At 55.7% G+C, this 16,024-nt stretch carries 16 protein-coding genes; 13 read left to right on the top strand and 3 right to left on the bottom strand.

Annotated features, from left to right (window positions below; all coding sequences use genetic code 11):
- Nucleotides 1–30: 30 nt before the first annotated feature.
- The 6 genes from JYG33_RS06330 (at nucleotide 31) to JYG33_RS06305 (ending at nucleotide 6,197) form a co-directional block, all read left to right on the top strand.
- Complete coding sequence (locus tag JYG33_RS06330) at nucleotides 31–1,284, top strand: D-amino acid dehydrogenase (RefSeq protein WP_207875153.1); 1,254 nt, start codon at nucleotides 31–33, stop codon at nucleotides 1,282–1,284.
- A 7-nt stretch (nucleotides 1,285–1,291) separates the two neighbouring features.
- A complete protein-coding gene (locus JYG33_RS06325; RefSeq protein ID WP_207875152.1) occupies nucleotides 1,292–2,605 on the top strand; it encodes an extracellular solute-binding protein in 1,314 nt (437 codons plus the stop codon).
- A 104-nt stretch (nucleotides 2,606–2,709) separates the two neighbouring features.
- Nucleotides 2,710–3,699 carry a TcpQ domain-containing protein gene (locus JYG33_RS06320; RefSeq protein WP_207875151.1) on the top strand — a complete coding sequence of 330 codons (990 nt, stop codon included), beginning with the start codon at nucleotides 2,710–2,712 and terminating at the stop codon, nucleotides 3,697–3,699.
- Nucleotides 3,696–4,292, top strand: coding sequence for a hypothetical protein (locus JYG33_RS06315; protein WP_207875150.1), 597 nt, complete (start codon nucleotides 3,696–3,698; stop codon nucleotides 4,290–4,292). The genes JYG33_RS06320 and JYG33_RS06315 overlap by 4 nt, the downstream gene beginning before the upstream one ends.
- A gap of 428 nt (nucleotides 4,293–4,720) precedes the next feature.
- Nucleotides 4,721–5,812: a hypothetical protein gene (locus tag JYG33_RS06310; RefSeq protein ID WP_207875149.1), complete on the top strand. Its 1,092-nt coding sequence runs from the start codon at nucleotides 4,721–4,723 to the stop codon at nucleotides 5,810–5,812.
- Nucleotides 5,778–6,197, top strand: a complete 420-nt coding sequence (locus tag JYG33_RS06305; RefSeq protein ID WP_207875148.1) for a hypothetical protein — start codon at nucleotides 5,778–5,780, stop codon at nucleotides 6,195–6,197. The genes JYG33_RS06310 and JYG33_RS06305 overlap by 35 nt, the downstream gene beginning before the upstream one ends.
- A 137-nt stretch (nucleotides 6,198–6,334) precedes the next feature.
- On the opposite strand, the gene JYG33_RS06300 is transcribed toward JYG33_RS06305, so the two are convergent.
- Nucleotides 6,335–7,567: a urate hydroxylase PuuD gene (locus tag JYG33_RS06300; protein WP_207875147.1), complete on the bottom strand. Its 1,233-nt coding sequence runs from the start codon at nucleotides 7,565–7,567 to the stop codon at nucleotides 6,335–6,337.
- A 58-nt stretch (nucleotides 7,568–7,625) separates the two neighbouring features.
- Nucleotides 7,626–7,979, bottom strand: a complete 354-nt coding sequence (gene uraH / locus JYG33_RS06295; RefSeq protein WP_207875146.1) for a hydroxyisourate hydrolase — start codon at nucleotides 7,977–7,979, stop codon at nucleotides 7,626–7,628.
- A gap of 205 nt (nucleotides 7,980–8,184) precedes the next feature.
- Here uraH and JYG33_RS06290 point away from each other — a divergent pair, with 205 nt between their 5' ends.
- From JYG33_RS06290 to trmD, 7 genes are all read left to right on the top strand, one after another.
- A complete protein-coding gene (locus JYG33_RS06290) occupies nucleotides 8,185–8,940 on the top strand; it encodes a GntR family transcriptional regulator (RefSeq protein ID WP_207875145.1) in 756 nt (251 codons plus the stop codon).
- An 11-nt stretch (nucleotides 8,941–8,951) separates the two neighbouring features.
- A complete protein-coding gene (gene puuE / locus JYG33_RS06285) occupies nucleotides 8,952–9,884 on the top strand; it encodes an allantoinase PuuE (protein ID WP_207875144.1) in 933 nt (310 codons plus the stop codon).
- Nucleotides 9,885–10,168: 284 nt separating this feature from the next.
- Nucleotides 10,169–12,796, top strand: coding sequence for an alanine--tRNA ligase (gene alaS / locus JYG33_RS06280; RefSeq protein WP_207875143.1), 2,628 nt, complete (start codon nucleotides 10,169–10,171; stop codon nucleotides 12,794–12,796).
- Nucleotides 12,796–13,050 (top strand): sulfurtransferase TusA family protein, encoded by a 255-nt coding sequence (locus JYG33_RS06275; RefSeq protein WP_207875142.1) that lies wholly within the window; start codon nucleotides 12,796–12,798, stop codon nucleotides 13,048–13,050. Before alaS ends, JYG33_RS06275 begins: the two co-directional genes overlap by 1 nt.
- 143 nt (nucleotides 13,051–13,193) lie before the next feature.
- Complete coding sequence (gene rpsP / locus JYG33_RS06270) at nucleotides 13,194–13,454, top strand: 30S ribosomal protein S16 (protein ID WP_189390859.1); 261 nt, start codon at nucleotides 13,194–13,196, stop codon at nucleotides 13,452–13,454.
- A gap of 33 nt (nucleotides 13,455–13,487) precedes the next feature.
- The gene (gene rimM, locus JYG33_RS06265; RefSeq protein WP_207875141.1) at nucleotides 13,488–14,087 is read left to right on the top strand and encodes a ribosome maturation factor RimM; all 600 of its coding nucleotides are present in this window, start codon (nucleotides 13,488–13,490) and stop codon (nucleotides 14,085–14,087) included.
- An 89-nt stretch (nucleotides 14,088–14,176) separates the two neighbouring features.
- Nucleotides 14,177–14,935 carry a tRNA (guanosine(37)-N1)-methyltransferase TrmD gene (gene trmD, locus JYG33_RS06260; RefSeq protein ID WP_207875140.1) on the top strand — a complete coding sequence of 253 codons (759 nt, stop codon included), beginning with the start codon at nucleotides 14,177–14,179 and terminating at the stop codon, nucleotides 14,933–14,935.
- Between the two features lie 55 nt (nucleotides 14,936–14,990).
- Here trmD and JYG33_RS06255 read toward each other — a convergent pair whose 3' ends face one another.
- Nucleotides 14,991–15,977, bottom strand: coding sequence for a DMT family transporter (locus JYG33_RS06255; protein ID WP_243430287.1), 987 nt, complete (start codon nucleotides 15,975–15,977; stop codon nucleotides 14,991–14,993).
- Nucleotides 15,978–16,024 lie beyond the last annotated feature (47 nt).

Below are 16,024 nucleotides of genomic sequence, written 5' to 3'. Positions count from 1 at the left end.
GATCAATAGCTCAACAAGCGGACAGTACACATGAAAGTAGCAGTTCTGGGCAGCGGCATTATTGGGGTTTCAACTGCCTGGTGGCTGAGCCAGCAAGGTTGTGAAGTGGTGGTCGTGGATCGGGGGACCGGTCCCGCACAAGAAACCTCGCGTGCCAACGGTGGGCAAATCTCGGTGTCGTATGCCGAGCCCTGGGCCAACCCGAAAATGCCGCTCAAACTGCTGAAATGGTTGCTGCAGGACGATGCTCCTTTGCTGTTCCGTCCGCGCCTGGATCTGCGTCAGTGGCGCTGGTGCCTGTCTTTTCTGCGAGAGTGTCTGCCCGGCCGGGTTGCGCCTAATGTGCGTGCCCTGGTGGCGATGGCTGAATACAGCCGCAGCACGCTCAAGCAATTGCGGCCTAGCCTGGACTTTGACTACCGACATCAGGAAAAGGGCATCATCACCTTTTACCGTGATGCGCAAAGTCTGGATGATTCCCAGCAAATGGCCGATGTCATGCGCGATATGGGGGTGGACCGGCGCATCATGAGCGTGGACGAGCTGGTGCAGCTTGAGCCTGCTCTGGCGTCGGCCCGCGATCAGATTGTGGGTGGTGATTACACCAAAGACGATGAATCTGGTGATGCCAATCAGTTCACTTGTGGTTTGGCCGCGATGGCCAGGCGCGCCGGGGTGGAGTTTCGTTTTTCCACACAGATCACCCGTTTGCTGACGACCAAGGGCCGAGTCGTAGGAGTTGAGGTGATTGGTGCTGATGGCGCGTACGAGTCTATCCAGGCGGATGCTTTTGTTGTCGCCATGGGCAGTTTCAGCCCCACGGTCCTGCAGCCGCTGGGGATTTCCTGCCCCGTTTACCCGGCCAAAGGCTATTCGGCCACTTTCCCGGTGCTGGTGCCCGAGGGGGTACCCACTGTCAGTCTGACGGACAAAGATAAAAAACTTGTTTTTTCCCGTCTGGGCGATAGCCTGCGGGTGGCTGGAACCGCTGAATTGTCGGGCTATTCCCGTAGTTTGAATCCCGCCCGCTGTCAGGCTTTGTTAACCCATGTCGCAGATCTGTTCCCAAGCGCATTGGATTTTGATAATGTTCATTTCTGGTCAGGACTGCGTCCTGCCACAGCATCTAATGTCCCACTGATAGGCCGATCTTCCATTCCTAACCTGTACCTGAATACCGGACATGGCACCCTGGGGTGGACCATGGGTATAGGCTCTGGCCGAGCCTTGGCGGACCTGGTCATGGGACGACAACCCGAACCTGAATTTCCTTTTTTATCTTGAAGGATGTATGAAAAATCTACGCGGATTACTGTTGAAACGTGGTGTTATGGCTTTGGCGATGGCAGCGGGTGGCTCAGCCGCTTTGCTGTTCGGGTCCACCGCCCTGGCAGCCGTTGATATTCAGGTCTGGACCGCTTTGAACTCGCACAATCAGGACGAGTTTGAAAGCTTGGTTCGGGATTTCAATCGTAGCCAGAAAGACGTCAAAGTGACGGTCAAGGCGCATGATACGGAAACCTCTTTGGATCAGGCCATGCAAGCGGGCAAAGACTTGCCCAATCTGGTGCAGTTAGGCGAGATGTCCGGTCTGGACGAGGTCGCTGATCGCTCCTATATCTTGCCTATGTACACCTTGCTGGCTCGGGAAAAAATGGACAATGTGTCCTGGTTCCTGGCCTCGAACTCCTTTGTGCGCAATGGCCGCGGCCAATTGCAAGGCTTCCCTTTCATGGCCGAAATCCCGGTCATGTACTACAACCTGGATGCCTTTGATAAGGCCAAGATCGAGCCAGCGGTCCCAAGTCGTGTCTGGCTGGATCTGCAGGCCCAGTTGGTCGATCTGGCCAATAAAGGTTCGCGTCGTTGCCCTTTGACCTCTGACCAGTCTGTCTCCATCAATCTGGAGAATCTGGCTGCCGTGAATAACCAGATTTATGGTCTGGCTCCCGGCCCCAAAGTCAAAGGCAAGGTCGGTTTTGACTTTGACGTCATGTATATCCGCCACCTGTCCATGATGATCAGTTGGGTGAAGTCCGAACTGATGGTCAAGCCCGGCACGCTGCCTGAATCGCCCCAGCGCTTTGCCAAGGGTGAATGTGCTGTCATGTTCTCCAATTCGGGTCATATCGGTGAATACAGCGACACACGCGGCTTGAAGTACGCCGTTACAGGTTTGCCGTACTATCCGGAAGTCACCCAAACCCCCGGTAAGCCTTTTGTGACGGGTTCGGCTTTGTGGGCGGTCAAAGGCCATAAGTCCGAGCAGGATCAGGCTTCGGCGCGTTTCATCAACTGGTTGGCCCAACCTGAAAACGCAGCACGCTGGTATCAGAAAACAGGTTTCTTGCCGGTGAGCCGTGAAGCCTTCAATGCCACAGGCAGCGATTACTACAAGGACAAGGGCGACTGGATGCACCTGGTGGGTGCCTATAGCAGCGGTACCTCGGGTACAGCCAAAGGCAATTTCCGTAACTACCGCCAGATTCGTGCCGTGTTCAACCAGAGCCTGGAAAGCGCTCTGGATGGTCAGCAGCCCGCGATGACTGCCTTGCGTACAGCAGCTACTGAAGCCAACCGTTTGGTGGCTCAGAAAGGACGCTGATTTATCTCTGCGTACAAGCCGATCTAGCCGCCTAGGCTAGCATCACGGAAGATAAACCCCATGCCCTTGAACGGGACATGGGGTTTTTTCTTTGGGTGTCTGTGATGCGTTTTCTTGTCCGTTTCTGCGTGTTGGTGATGTGTGGTTTGGGGCTGCCCGCCTGTCAGACCAGCCTGGGCCCGGATGGTCGCTTGGCTGACCCGGGCACACGCGTCTTTAACTTCGATTGGCGCTTGTCCGGCGACCCACAGGTAGGCCCTATGCAGGTCTTTGATAATGGGGTTCGGATTTGGCTGCATTTTTCACCGGAGCAAATGCTGCCAGCGGTGTTAGGACGCAGGAATGGGCAGGAAACATTGCTGTCTTTGAAACCCTTGGGGCAGTTTCAAGTGATTGAAGGCTTATGGGCGGAGCTGATATTTCGTGCTGGGCGAGCACAGGCACAGGCCAGCTTAGGGCGCAAGAGTGTCCATGGTGAGGGGTCTGTATGGCTTGGCGTAGAAAAGTCAGATGCCGTGCTACAGGATCGCCTCCAGCAAGATCATTTGCAGTCTGCCCAAGCAAGCCACTCTCAGCTTGCTCACCCTCTACCAGGCCATTTCTCATCAAGTCCTTCTCGGGCCGGTTCTTCCGCCCAAAGTAATTTTTCTCCTGGGAAGTTTGCGTCAGATTTAGTGGCGGCCCAAGAGAAGGAAGGGGAATTTGCACCAGTGAAATTGGTGCAGACACAGGCCTTTCAAGCCCGCTCAGAGGTGCTGCCAGTTCCAGCCCCTGTTCTGGATACAGCGTCCAGTGAACAGTCGGTTTTTGAGCTGCGAATAAAGGATAGAACCTTAAGGCAGGCATTAGTCCGATGGGCTAAACAAGCGAAATGGACTTTTGCACCTGAACACTGGACCTTGGAGCTTGATTTCCCGGTCAAGGCAGTGGCCCGTTTTGAGGGAAGCTTTGAGTCTGCTGTGGCTCAATTATTAGCGGCTGCCCAACTGAATGCACATCCTTTGCAGGCCTGTTTTTACTCCAATCAGGTGCTTAGGGTTCTGGCTTGGCCGCAAGCCTGCGATCCGAGCGTGCCGCCTGAGGGACAGTCATGAATTACCTCTGCCTATTGTTTTTGCTTTTGATGACGGGTTGCACCTTGCAAACACGTGGGCAGCACGTCGATCAGGCGTGGCTGGATGATGCCGTATCACTGGATGACAGCAGCGCAGCTTTTATGCCCCATGCTCAGTCTGTCGACAAGCCCTGGTTGCTGGGGGAGGCCGTCCCTTTACGAAAACAGGCTGTCTTGCCTGCGGCATTACGCTCCAGCCAAACCTTCAGTTTTTCTTTGGAAACGCCTTTGCCCGATCTGGATGAACTGGCGCGTCGTTTGTCTTTATTGTCTGAGCTGACCGTGTTCATCAGTCCGCAGGCTCGCTTGTCGTTAACGCAGGTTTCCCAACGAACAGGTGTGGAGGAGGTGCTGGAACCGACTCAGCAAGGTGGTCTGATTTTTGAGCAACTGCGTTTGTCAGCGTTGCTTGATCAGATCGCAGCGGTATATAGCCTGAAGTGGCGTTATCAGGCAGGCCGTATCGAGCTGTACCGCAATGAAACACATCGCTTGGCTTTGGAGCCGCAGTCTGGATTGCGGCGCATGGATCAGTCATCGGCAGGTGGCTCAAGCGATGGAGGCGCGAAATGAGTGCAGCCCTATCCCAACGGGAGTACTGGTTCGGATTGCAATGGGCAAATACCGGGCGAGATAGTCATCGGACTCAAACCCCTCAGATGCATCAATCGTATTGGTCTTGCGCGATGGCAGCGGGTGGGGATTTGAAAGAGCAGGCAGGCAAGCCAACAGAAAGGCCAACAGAAAGGCAAATAGAAACGCGAATGGAGAGGCAGGCAGAAGAACAACAAGTGTGGGGAGAGGTTGATGGGGAGGTCGTAGGCCAAACCGTAGAACAGACAGCAGGACAAACTGCAGGGCTAAGAGCAGGGCAGACAATGGGTTGGGTGCCGAGTAGTTGGCTCAACACTCGGCGGACGCAGTCAGTCCTGCGCCTGGCTCAGAACGGGCCCTCAAGAGCAAGACTGACGCGAGCTCAAGCCTATTCCGCGGCTGCTTGTATGGCTGCCCATCACCCGCAAGAGGCCATTTTTCTTTTATGGACGGTGGCTCCTGGCCGTTTGTGGTTTCTGGTGCTGGAGCATGGCCGGGTGATGGAGGGTAGCGATTGTCTCCTGGCTCAGGTCGGACAGGTGCAGACCTTGCGGCAGGCTATACAGGCTCGTTACCCCTCCATCCGTGAGCTGCGACAGCCTGATGATTTGTGGGTTTGTCTGGAGCAGAGCAGAGGGCCACAGAGCCGTATGCAACACCAGCCTGTCAGACGCGTGAGGTGGCGTGAAAAGAGTCCGCTTCGTCTGGTGGTGCTGCCTTTGCTGGTGATGGCTACGCTCGCGGGCGTGTTGTCTGCTGATCTGCGGGGGCGTTTAGTTACGAACGTGTCTGATTGGGAGCCAAGCCCAGCCCAGGAAGAGGAGTCCGGTTTGACGAGTATCCAGGCTGTGCTGGGCCTGATTGAGGAGCTCCCTGCTCAGGGAGTGGACTGGCAATTGCAGCAGGTGGATTGTCGTCGTCAGACTGCCTTGTGGGACTGTCAGGCGCACTATGGGTTTGAGAATGTGCACAGTTTTAGCGTAGCCATGCATAGCCAGACTCGAGAGCCGAATGAGCTGGAGTTCACCGGACTAGGGCAGGCTGAGTTGCGTATCCGGCGGAGGTATCAGGCATTGAATCCTCATTCCTTGGCAAGTCCAGATCAGGAGCGGCTGCTAGTTGCGGCATCTTCACGTTTGCATACCGAGCTGGCAGCCCTGCAGCCTGCTTTCATGCGCTTGTCATTGGCTCCTGCCCAGTGGGTCGAGTCTGCTGATGAGAGCGCACAAACAGGGGCAGGTGTGTGGCGGCGCTCCTGGCTCAGTCAATCGCCATTGCGCTCGGTGTATTTGCTAGCGGCACAGCTCCCTGATCTGCAATGGGAGCGTTTGAGCTTGTCTTTGAATCCGCAGTCATATCCCTCGCTGCTGGGCAGCGCTTTTATCGTGGAGCTGGAAGGCTATGTTTATGAATCTGCGGATCGGGACTTGGCCGACCAGGATTTGGCGGATCACATGCAGACTTTTGAGCATTCTGTTTGGTCTGATGTTGACGTTTAGTACACCGGCTGGGGCGACGGAAGCCATGGTGTCGATAGTCAGGGAGATGTTGCTGCTGGAAGCCGAGCAGGCTCGTCAGAATATGTCGTCTTGTAGCAGACCGGCAGAGGGCGAGAGCCATCATCGCGATGCTATTCAGAGCCCAACACCAAAGCTCGTGAACGTGCCAAGGCTGAAGGCGATTTATGGGCGAGATACGCAACTGTTGGCTGAAGTTCAGCATGAACAGCGTCTGCTTGTATTTCAGCAAGGACAACGCTGGCCTATTGGGAGAGAGCGGGATCAAAACATACGTTTGTTGTCGCTGAGTAGTCGTTGTATTGAGCTTGAAATGGACGCGCCACCTCAACACGCCCAAGCGATCAAACTCTGTTTGCCTTTATAGGGGGAGGGGGCATGCCTACGCATGCAGCAAGCCCGCAGGCCCGAAGCAAGAAAAAACCCCGACATGATTTTTCATCATATCGGGGTTGGAAGTTACTACGGAGCTTGTCGCTCGTCAGGCTTGAGCCTTGTTCTGCATTAGTCGCGCTTGCCACTCCAGGCGGCAATGGCTGCGCGCTCTTCGTCGGTCATTTGCGTCATGTTGCCCAGGGGCATGTACATGGAATGCACCACGGTTTTTACCTGGTCGGCATGCAGCACGGTGTTGTCGATGGTGTCGAGCAACATGCCAGCAGGGGCAGCCGTAAAGCCAAAGTCGGCGTTAGGCTTGACGGCGTGACACTGAACACATCGGGCATCCATGATTTCCTGGATACGGGCAACGCTGACGGTTTCTGCGCCGTTAGCGGCTGCAGGAGCACTGGCAACTTCACCTTTCAGGCTGGCAGGAGCAGCCAGGTAACCCACGATCAGCAGCAGGACAACACCGGCGGCGGGGTAGGCAGGCTTTTTGATGCCAGCGTGCATCAGCACGAAGTATTGACGGATCAGGGCACCGGCAAAGATGAACAGCACCATGATGATCCACGCATTCGGATTGTTATACGTGAACGAGTAGTGGTTGCTCAGCATCAGCAGCAGAACGGGCAGCGTGAAGTAGGTATTGTGTACCGAACGCTGTTTGCCGCGTTTGCCATCCAGAGGGTTGGGCGCCTGACCGGCTTTCAGTGCCTTGACCATGCGGCGCTGGCCGGGAATGATCCAGAAGAACACGTTGGCCGACATGCTGGTGGCCATGACAGCACCGGTCAGCAAGAAGGCAGCACGGCCCGAGAAAATGTGGGCGCTCAGGTATGCCACCACCACCATCATGATGGCCACAGCCACACTCAGCAGGCCGTCGCGGTTCATGTTGGGGCTGATCAGACGGCACAGGCCGTTGTAAACCACCCAGCCCAGTGCCAGGAAGGCAATGGCCATGACGTTGGCTTGTGTGCCAGTCATTTGGGCAGCCCATTCCCAGGGGCTATTGGGGTTGACCAGGTAGAACTCGGGTTTGGTCAGGTAGAGCAGGGCGAACAGGAAGAAACCGGACAGCCAGGTGGTGTAGGACTTCCAGAAAGACCAGTGCAGGTCATCAGGCAGCTCGGCCGGGTTGGTCAGGTACTTTTGATTGTGATAGAAGCCGCCGCCGTGGACAGCCCACATCTCGCCAAACACACCGCGTTTCTTGCTTTCTTCGCCTTTCGGGGGTTTAAGGCCGTTGTCCAGCATCACAAAGTAGATGGACTCGCCAATCCAGGCGACCGCCGCGATGACGTGCAACCAGCGCAGCAGCAGGTTGCCGTACTCAAGTAGGTAAGCGTACATAAAGATCTCGTATCAGAGTGGTTTCGTATAGAAGCGAAAAGTCGACTTGGATACGCGATCAGCTACCGCGATAGGTGGACCAGGACCAGGGCGTCACGACCAGGGGAACGTGATAGTTGGCGTTGGCATCAGCAATGCCGAAGCGAATGCCGACCTGATCCACAAAACGTGGCTCGGGTACGGCGACACCGCTGGCGGCAAAGTAAGCACCTGCATGGAACACCAATTCAAAAACGCCCGTGCGCATGGCCTCGCCTTGCAGCAGGGGCTCATCACAGCGACCGTCGCTATTGGTGTGAGTGGTTTTGATCAGAGTGCGTTGATCGTTTTCGATGGTGTACAGATCGACGCGCACGCCGCTGGCTGGGCGGCCTTGAGTCGTGTCAAGGACGTGGGTTGATAGCTTTCCCATAAATGTCTCCGGTTTATGGTGATCAAAAAAGGTCCAGCGAGCCCAGTTTTGAGAACCGGCCGGGGGCCAACGGTGCAAGGATCAGTGCGCTGGGTTGAGGCCCCGAAACTGTCGCTCTGTTTGAGGAATCAGATTGTCGACAATTTATGTTGACGATTTTGTCGGGGTACCGAATAATTGTCAATAGTCAATAACGAGAAATTCTATGCTTCAGATACGGCGGCAAGAGGGGACGACGAGCGAATCCCAAGCGCCAAGCGCCTCCTCGCTGCTAGAGGGAGGCTTGGCAGATAGTGAGGTCGGGCGTGTATATAGCCAGATCTTTGATGCAGTGGTCGATCGGCGTCTTTTGCCAGGAACCAAACTGACGGAAGCCACGCTGTGCACGATTTTTGAGTGCTCACGTGCCACCGTACGTGCTGCTTTGGCTGCCCTCGAACACGACAAGATTGTGGTCATTGAACCCAATCGCGGCGCCTTCATCTGGAAGCCCACCGCCAAGCAAACACGTGATGTGTTTGAACTGCGGCGTGATCTGGAAGCCTTGATCCTGAAAAAACTGATCAGCTTTCCTGATTTGCCGGAGCGCCTGGCTGGCTTGTATGAACTGGTGGAGCGTGAACAACACGCCTTTGAACACGGCGACCGCATTAGCTGGTTGCGTCTGTCCAATGCGTTTCACGTGATGCTGGCGCGCTGCGCCGGCAATGACGAGCTGACTGAACTGATGCATACCTTGTGTGCGCGCACCACGCTCATCATTGCCTATCACGACACACCGGGCGAACAGGCCTGCTCGTTCTACGAGCACAAAGAGATTTTGGACAAGCTTAGTCAGGGCGATGCCGACGGTGCGCATCTGGCTATGCATCATCACTTAAGTGATTGTGAACATCGCATGAGCGAAGCGGGTGATGGCAGTGCTGCCGATCCTTGGCTGGCACTCAGCGTAAAACGCTAAACGGAGACGGTATGTCCTTGAGTAAGTACCCTCGTGACCTGATCGGTTACGGTAAAAACGCGCCCCATGCACAATGGCCTGATCGGGCGCGCATTGCGGTGCAGTTTGTCTTGAACTATGAAGAGGGCGGTGAGAACTGCGTTTTGCACGGTGATCCGGGCTCCGAGCAGTTTCTGTCCGAAATCATTGGTGCGGCGGCTTACCCGGACCGTCACCTGTCCATGGAATCCATTTACGAATACGGCTCGCGTGCCGGTGTGTGGCGGATTCTGAAGGAATTTGAAAAACGCAGCTTGCCCATGACCGTGTTTGGTGTGGGCATGGCGCTGGAGCGTCACCCCGAGCTGGCACAAGAATTTGTGCGTCTGGGGCACGAGATTGCCTGCCACGGTTACCGCTGGATTCACTACCAGAACGTGTCCGAAGAGGTAGAGCGCGAGCATATGCGTCAGTGCGTGAAAGTGCTGACGGACTTGCTGGGCCACCACCCCGAAGGCTGGTACACCGGCCGTGACAGCCCGAACACCCTGCGTCTTGTGGCAGAAGAAGGCCAGTTCCTGTACAGCTCCGACTACTACGGTGACGATCTGCCTTTCTGGGCCGAAGTCCCGATGAGCGACAACAGCGTCAAACCTCAGTTGATCGTGCCCTACACCCTGGACAGCAACGACATGCGCTTTGCCGCTCCTCAGGGCTTCAACACAGGCGATCATTTCTTCTCTTACCTGAAAGACGCGTTTGACGTGTTGTACGAAGAGGGTGAAGAAGCGCCCAAGATGCTATCCATCGGTTTGCATTGCCGCCTGATCGGCCGTCCTGGCCGCTTCCGTGCGCTGCAGCGTTTCCTGGATTACGTGCAATCGCACGAACGCGTCTGGGTATGTCGTCGTGTAGATATTGCTCGCCACTGGGCCGAGCATCATCCCTACCAGCCCAAGGCCTGATCGGCCCCAGGCCAGGGTTAGCGCTCTCTGGCCTGTCATGGCGACCTCCCGATTCCGGGCAGAGTAGTCTCACGTTCCGACTCTCCGGGGTCGGAATTGTTGTTTCTGCTCGCTGAAAACAGTACTATTTGACGCTTACGCAGCCGCTCGTACAGGGAGTGTGGCGTCCGGGCTTCTCACTGCTATGCCGGGGCGGCAGGTGTTGTGCCAGCGCAGCGCGCGCATGGGCTGCAAGGCTGATCGTCTTATAATAGGCAGTTAAATTTTCCATCGCGTTGCATGTAATGAAAACCTCAGAAATTCGTCAGAAGTTTCTTTCTTTTTTTGAATCCAAGGGACACCACATCGTTTCCTCGGCTTCCTTGGTTCCAGGTAATGACCCTACCTTGCTGTTCACTAACGCAGGGATGGTGCAGTTCAAAGACGTGTTCACGGGTAAAGAAACCCGCCCCTACAACCGTGCTACCAGCTCTCAGCGCTGTGTTCGTGCCGGTGGTAAACACAATGACCTGGAAAACGTGGGCTACACCGCCCGCCACCACACCTTTTTTGAAATGCTGGGCAACTTCAGCTTTGGCGATTACTTCAAGCAAGACGCCATTCGCTATGCCTGGGAGCTGCTGACGACGGTTTACCAACTGCCTGCAGAAAAACTCTGGGTCACCGTCTACCAGGAAGACGATGAAGCCTACGATATCTGGGCCTCGGAAATTGGTGTGCCCAAAGAGCGCATCATCCGCATTGGCGACAAGGGCGACGTGCGCTACAACTCGGACAACTTCTGGCAGATGGCCGATACCGGTCCCTGTGGTCCTTGCTCGGAAATCTTCTACGACCACGGCGCTGATGTCTGGGGTGGCCCTCCCGGATCGCCCGAAGAAGACGGCGACCGTTACATCGAAGTATGGAATCTGGTGTTCATGCAGTTCGAGCGTTCTGCTGACGGCACCATGACACCGTTGCCCAAGCCTTGTGTGGACACCGGCATGGGCTTGGAGCGTATTTCGGCTGTGCTGCAGCATGTGCACTCCAACTACGAAATCGACCTGTTCCAATCCCTGATTCAGGCCGCCGCACGTGAAACCAAGACCAGCGACCTGAGCAATAACTCGCTCAAGGTGATTGCTGACCACATCCGTGCTTGCAGCTTCCTGATCATTGATGGGGTCATCCCCAGCAATGAAGGCCGTGGCTATGTGCTGCGCCGCATTATTCGTCGCGCCTTGCGTCACGGTCACAAGCTGGGTCAGAAGGGTTTGTTCTTCTACCGCTTGGTGCAGGATCTGGGTCAGGCGATGGGCGAAGCCTACCCCGAGTTGATTGCTCAACGCGAACGTATCGAACAAGTACTGCGCCAGGAAGAAGAGCGTTTCAGCGAAACGCTGGAAAATGGCATGCGCATTCTTGAAGGGGCTTTGGCTGCCTTGCCAGAGGGCAGCAAGCTGGATGGCCAAACACTGTTCACCTTGTACGACACTTACGGTTTCCCTGTGGACCTGACCGCCGACATCTGCCGCGAGCGTGGCATTGAGGTCGATCTGGACGGTTTTGAAGTCGCCATGGAAAACCAGCGTCAGATGGCGCGTGCGTCGGGCAAGTTCAAAACGGCTGAAGGCCTGAGCTATTCCGGTGTGCAAACCCGCTTTGATGGTTACACCACGCTGGAAGGTAGCGGCACCGTTACCGCCTTGTATGTGGACGGCACCTCTGTGCAATCCGTGACCCAAGGTCAGCAAGCTGTGGTGGTTCTGGATGCCACGCCTTTCTACGCCGAGTCCGGTGGCCAAGTGGGCGATGCCGGTACCTTGAGCGGCGATAATGGCCTGTCTTTTGACGTTCAGGACACCCAGAAGATTTCCAATCAGGTGTTCGGTCACCAGGGCGTACTGAACGCTGGCACGTTGAGTGTTGGCCAGACGCTGCAAGCTCAGGTGGATACCGAACGTCGTGCACGCGTGATTCGTAATCACTCGGCTACTCACTTGATGCACAAAGCGCTGCGTCAGGTGCTGGGCGGTCACGTTCAACAACGTGGCTCCCTGGTAGACGCTGAAAAAACCCGTTTTGACTTTGCACATGATGCTGCCATGTCGGCCGAGCAAATTGCTCAGGTCGAGGCCATTGTGAATGATCAGGTCCTGGCTAACCAGGCTGTGCAAGCCCAGTTGATGTCCTTTGATGAGGCCGTCAGCGGTGGTGCCATGGCTTTGTTCGGTGAAAAGTACGGCGACGAAGTGCGCGTACTGGATATTGGTTTCTCGCGTGAGCTGTGCGGTGGTACCCACGTTCAACGCACGGGCGATATCGGTTTGTTCAAGATTGTCTCGGAAGGCGGTGTAGCCGCTGGCGTGCGCCGTGTTGAGGCCATCACCGGCACCAATAGCCTGCACTGGGTGCAAGCCCAGGAACGTCTGCTGAACGATGCCTCTGCCAGCCTGCGTACCCAGCCAGAAGGTCTGGTTGCCCGTATCAGTGCCTTGCAAGGTCAGATCAAGGATCTGGAGCGCGAGCGCGAACAAATGCAATCCAAGCTGGCTGCTTCGGCAGGCCAGGATCTGCTGGCTCAGGCTGTGCCTTTGAACGACAACAGCCGCTTGCTGGTGGCTACGCTTCAAGGCGTAGAAGCCAAAGCCTTGCGTGAAATGGCGGATCAGTTGAAGAACAAGCTGCAGTCTGCTGTGATTCTGCTGTCCATCGTTGCTGACGGTAAAGTCAGCCTCGTGGCGGGCGTAACGCCCGATCTGACCGCCAAGGTCAAGGCAGGCGATCTGGTGGGCTTCGTGGCCTCGCAAATGGGCGGGAAGGGCGGTGGTCGCCCTGACATGGCCATGGGTGGTGGCACCGATGCCAGTGTCTTGCCACAGGCTAATGCCTCGGTGCAGGCCTGGGTCGAAAGCAAGTTGGGCGCGTAATGACGGTACAGGATACCGGCGCCTTGCCCAGCAGCGATCTGCAGGTTGATGCCAGCGGGCTGAAATGCCCCTTGCCCATCTTGCGCGCCAAGAAAGCCTTGGCACAGTTGGAGTCCGGGCAAGTGTTGCAGGTCATCACCACCGATCAGCACGCCATTCAAGATTTTCAGGCTTTTTGTCGCCAAACTGGCAACGAACTGTTGGCTCAAGACCAGCAAGCCGAAAAAACACTGCATTTTTTACGCCGTCGCTAAGCCGTCGGCGGTAGAATGTTGCTTTGTATGTTGCGTATCTAGCACTGAATCTGGTATTTTTGCGTGTTGCTTTTGGCATGCATGCCAGAAAAGTGCTAGAATTTTTTGTTTACCGTTTACCTTACACAATAAAGGGATTATCAATGGTGGTAATTCGCTTGGCCCGTGGTGGCTCCAAAAAGCGTCCTTTTTACAACGTAGTAGCCGCCGAGGCGCGTGAACGCCGTGATGGTCGCTTCATCGAACGTTTGGGTTTTTACAACCCAGTTGCTGGCGAAGGTCATGAAAACCTGCGTCTGCAAATGGATCGCGTAAAGCACTTCACCGACAACGGTGCTCAGGTTTCGCCTGCTGTGGCTCGCCTGTTGAAAGAATACTCGGCTAAGGTTGCTTCGGCTGCCTAAGTTGATTCACCTGTTTTTTTAGTAGCGTTTAGTGTGAAACAAACTGCGATTCCTGCTGACCTTGTTGAGCTTGGTCGTATTGTTTCCGCTTATGGTGTGCGTGGTTGGGTCAAGATCCAGCCGCATTCTATGCAGACCAAAGCGCTATTGAATGCAAAAACGTGGTGGTTAAAAACGCCCCGGCCTGAATCTCAGGCGGGCGTTTTTGCGTCTGCATCACCCAGACAGATACAAACCGCAAAGCAGCATGGTGCAACCATCGTGGCGCAGTTTGAGGGTCTGGATAATCGAGAGCTGGCTCAGGCTCTCAAGGGGCATACCGTTTGGGTATCCCGCGCCGCTTTCCCCAAAGCGGACGAAGACGAATTTTATTGGGTCGATCTGATCGGCTGCCGTTTCTTTGGCGAGCAGGATGGCCAGGCGCAAAGCATGGGGCAAGTGGTGGAAGTGCTGGATAACAGTGCCCATTCCATTTTGGTCGTGCATCGTGGCTCCTGGGATGCCGAAGGTGTCTTTACGCCTGAAAAAGACGAGCAGGGCAAGCCGCTGGAAGAGCTGGTCCCCTTTGTGCAAGCTATTGTGCATACGGTGGATATGTCCGCCCGCGAACTGCATAGCCATTGGGCTGTTTGATCGTTTCAATCCTGCGCGCTGGAAACACCGAGGCCTGACTGGGCCTGTGTTTTTTTGTAGCGTATCCGCTTTTTTCTTGCCGAGTCCTCATGCGATTTGATGCCCTGACCCTGTTCCCGGACATGTTTGATGTGGTCAGCGAAGCTGGTGTCACCGGCCGTGCGCACAAACAGGGCATCTGGCAGATGCGCACCTGGAATCCGCGCGACTACACCACAGATGTGCATCGCACAGTTGATGATCGCCCCTATGGCGGTGGTCCCGGCATGGTCATGCTGGCTGACCCTTTGAATGACGCCTTGGATCAGGCCCTGGCTGATCGTGGTGATCGCCCTGAGGTGATTTTGCTTAGCCCTACAGGGCGTCGTTTTGATCAGTCAGTCGCGCAGGAATTGGCCCAAGGCCCCGGCGCGGTTCTGGTTTGTGGTCGCTACGAAGGCATAGATCAGCGTTTTATTGATGCGCGTATTACCCAGGAACTGTCTTTGGGTGATTTTGTGCTGTCTGGTGGTGAAATCGCTTCTTTGGCCATTATCGATAGCGTCATTCGGCTCTTGCCGGGTGTATTGAATGATGCCGACTCAGCGCGTCAGGACTCCTTTCATGCTGACAATAGCGGCTTGCTGGATAGTCCTCATTACACGCGTCCCGAGGTTTACCGCGATCAAGCTGTGCCCGAAGTCCTGATGTCCGGCCATCATGGCCGTATCCAGGCATGGCGACGCGAGCAATCCCTGCGTTTGACTGCCTTGCGTCGGCCCGAGCTGATCGAGCAGGCTCGTCAGCGTGGTGAGCTTAGCAAGGCGGACGAACGCTTTTTGGCGTCTCTGGCTTCCTTGGGCGAATAGTCTTGCTTGAAGAGTTCACTAGATCTTAACGGCCCGTCTTCAAGCGGGCCGTTTTTTATCTGAGCTGCTTTGCTTGGTCGCACTGGCCAAGCTGTAGCCCCGATTTTTTCGCGGGGGTGCCGTCTTTGGCATTCAGTGTTTGCCGTCCCCAGCTCATCAAGACCATCCCGCTAATCGCCAGCAAACCGCCGCTTATCAAGGATGGGCTCAGAGCTTCGTTAAGCCACAGGCTGGAAAACAAAACACCAAATAACGGCACCAGAGCCAGATAAGCGCCTGCGGATGTGGCACCCAGGCTCTTCACGCCGTGCATATACCAGGCAAAGGCCAGGGCTGTAGAACCTAAGGCCAGACCAAATATGCTGTACCAAGCTTGGGTGGGAACATGAGCCAGGCCGCTCCAGGCAGAGATGCCCTCAATGCTCAGGCTGCTGATGGACAGGAGGACTGCGCCTATCAGTGTGGTCATGCTGGTGGCGGTCAGGGAATCTACGGTTGTCAGCACAGTGCGGCCAATCAAGGTATAGCTGACCCAGCACAGGGCACAGCCCAGTAGTAACCATTCGCCTATCCCATTTTGGCCGGGCATCAAACTGCTGATAGAACCTGCGCTTAGCGCGTACAGAGCGCCCGAAACGGCCATCACTACGCCCAGGCCCATCTTTTTATTGACGGGCTCGCGAAACAGCAAAGAGGCCAGAATCAGGATCAAGACCGGATTCAGCGCAACAACCATGGCTGCCTTGCCTGCGGGGACCAGCTTCAGTGCCAGAAGAAAGAAGATTGAATAGCCAAACACCCCAAAGGCAGAGGCATTGAGCAGGCCTAGCCACTCTCTGGAATCAAGCGTGCGCAGGGTTTTCAGGCGACCACTCAAGCCCATCCAAAGCAGCAGTACCACGCTGGCAATCAGAAAGCGCAGGCTGGCGGCTGCCAGGGGTGGCATGGCTTGAGCGACCACCCGGCCCCAGGGCCAGGAAGCGCCCCACAGGGCGGACATGCCAATCATGCTCAGGTGTACGGAGTAGTTGGGAGATTTCATTAAATTCACTATGGGAGAGATTTCAGCAGGGGTACTATTTACTTTTA

This window comes from Alcaligenes sp. SORT26, assembly GCF_017377875.1.
GTDB classification, from domain to species: Bacteria; Pseudomonadota; Gammaproteobacteria; order Burkholderiales; family Burkholderiaceae_B; genus Alcaligenes; species Alcaligenes parafaecalis.
This window is presented reverse-complemented; position numbering and strand designations above follow the sequence as displayed.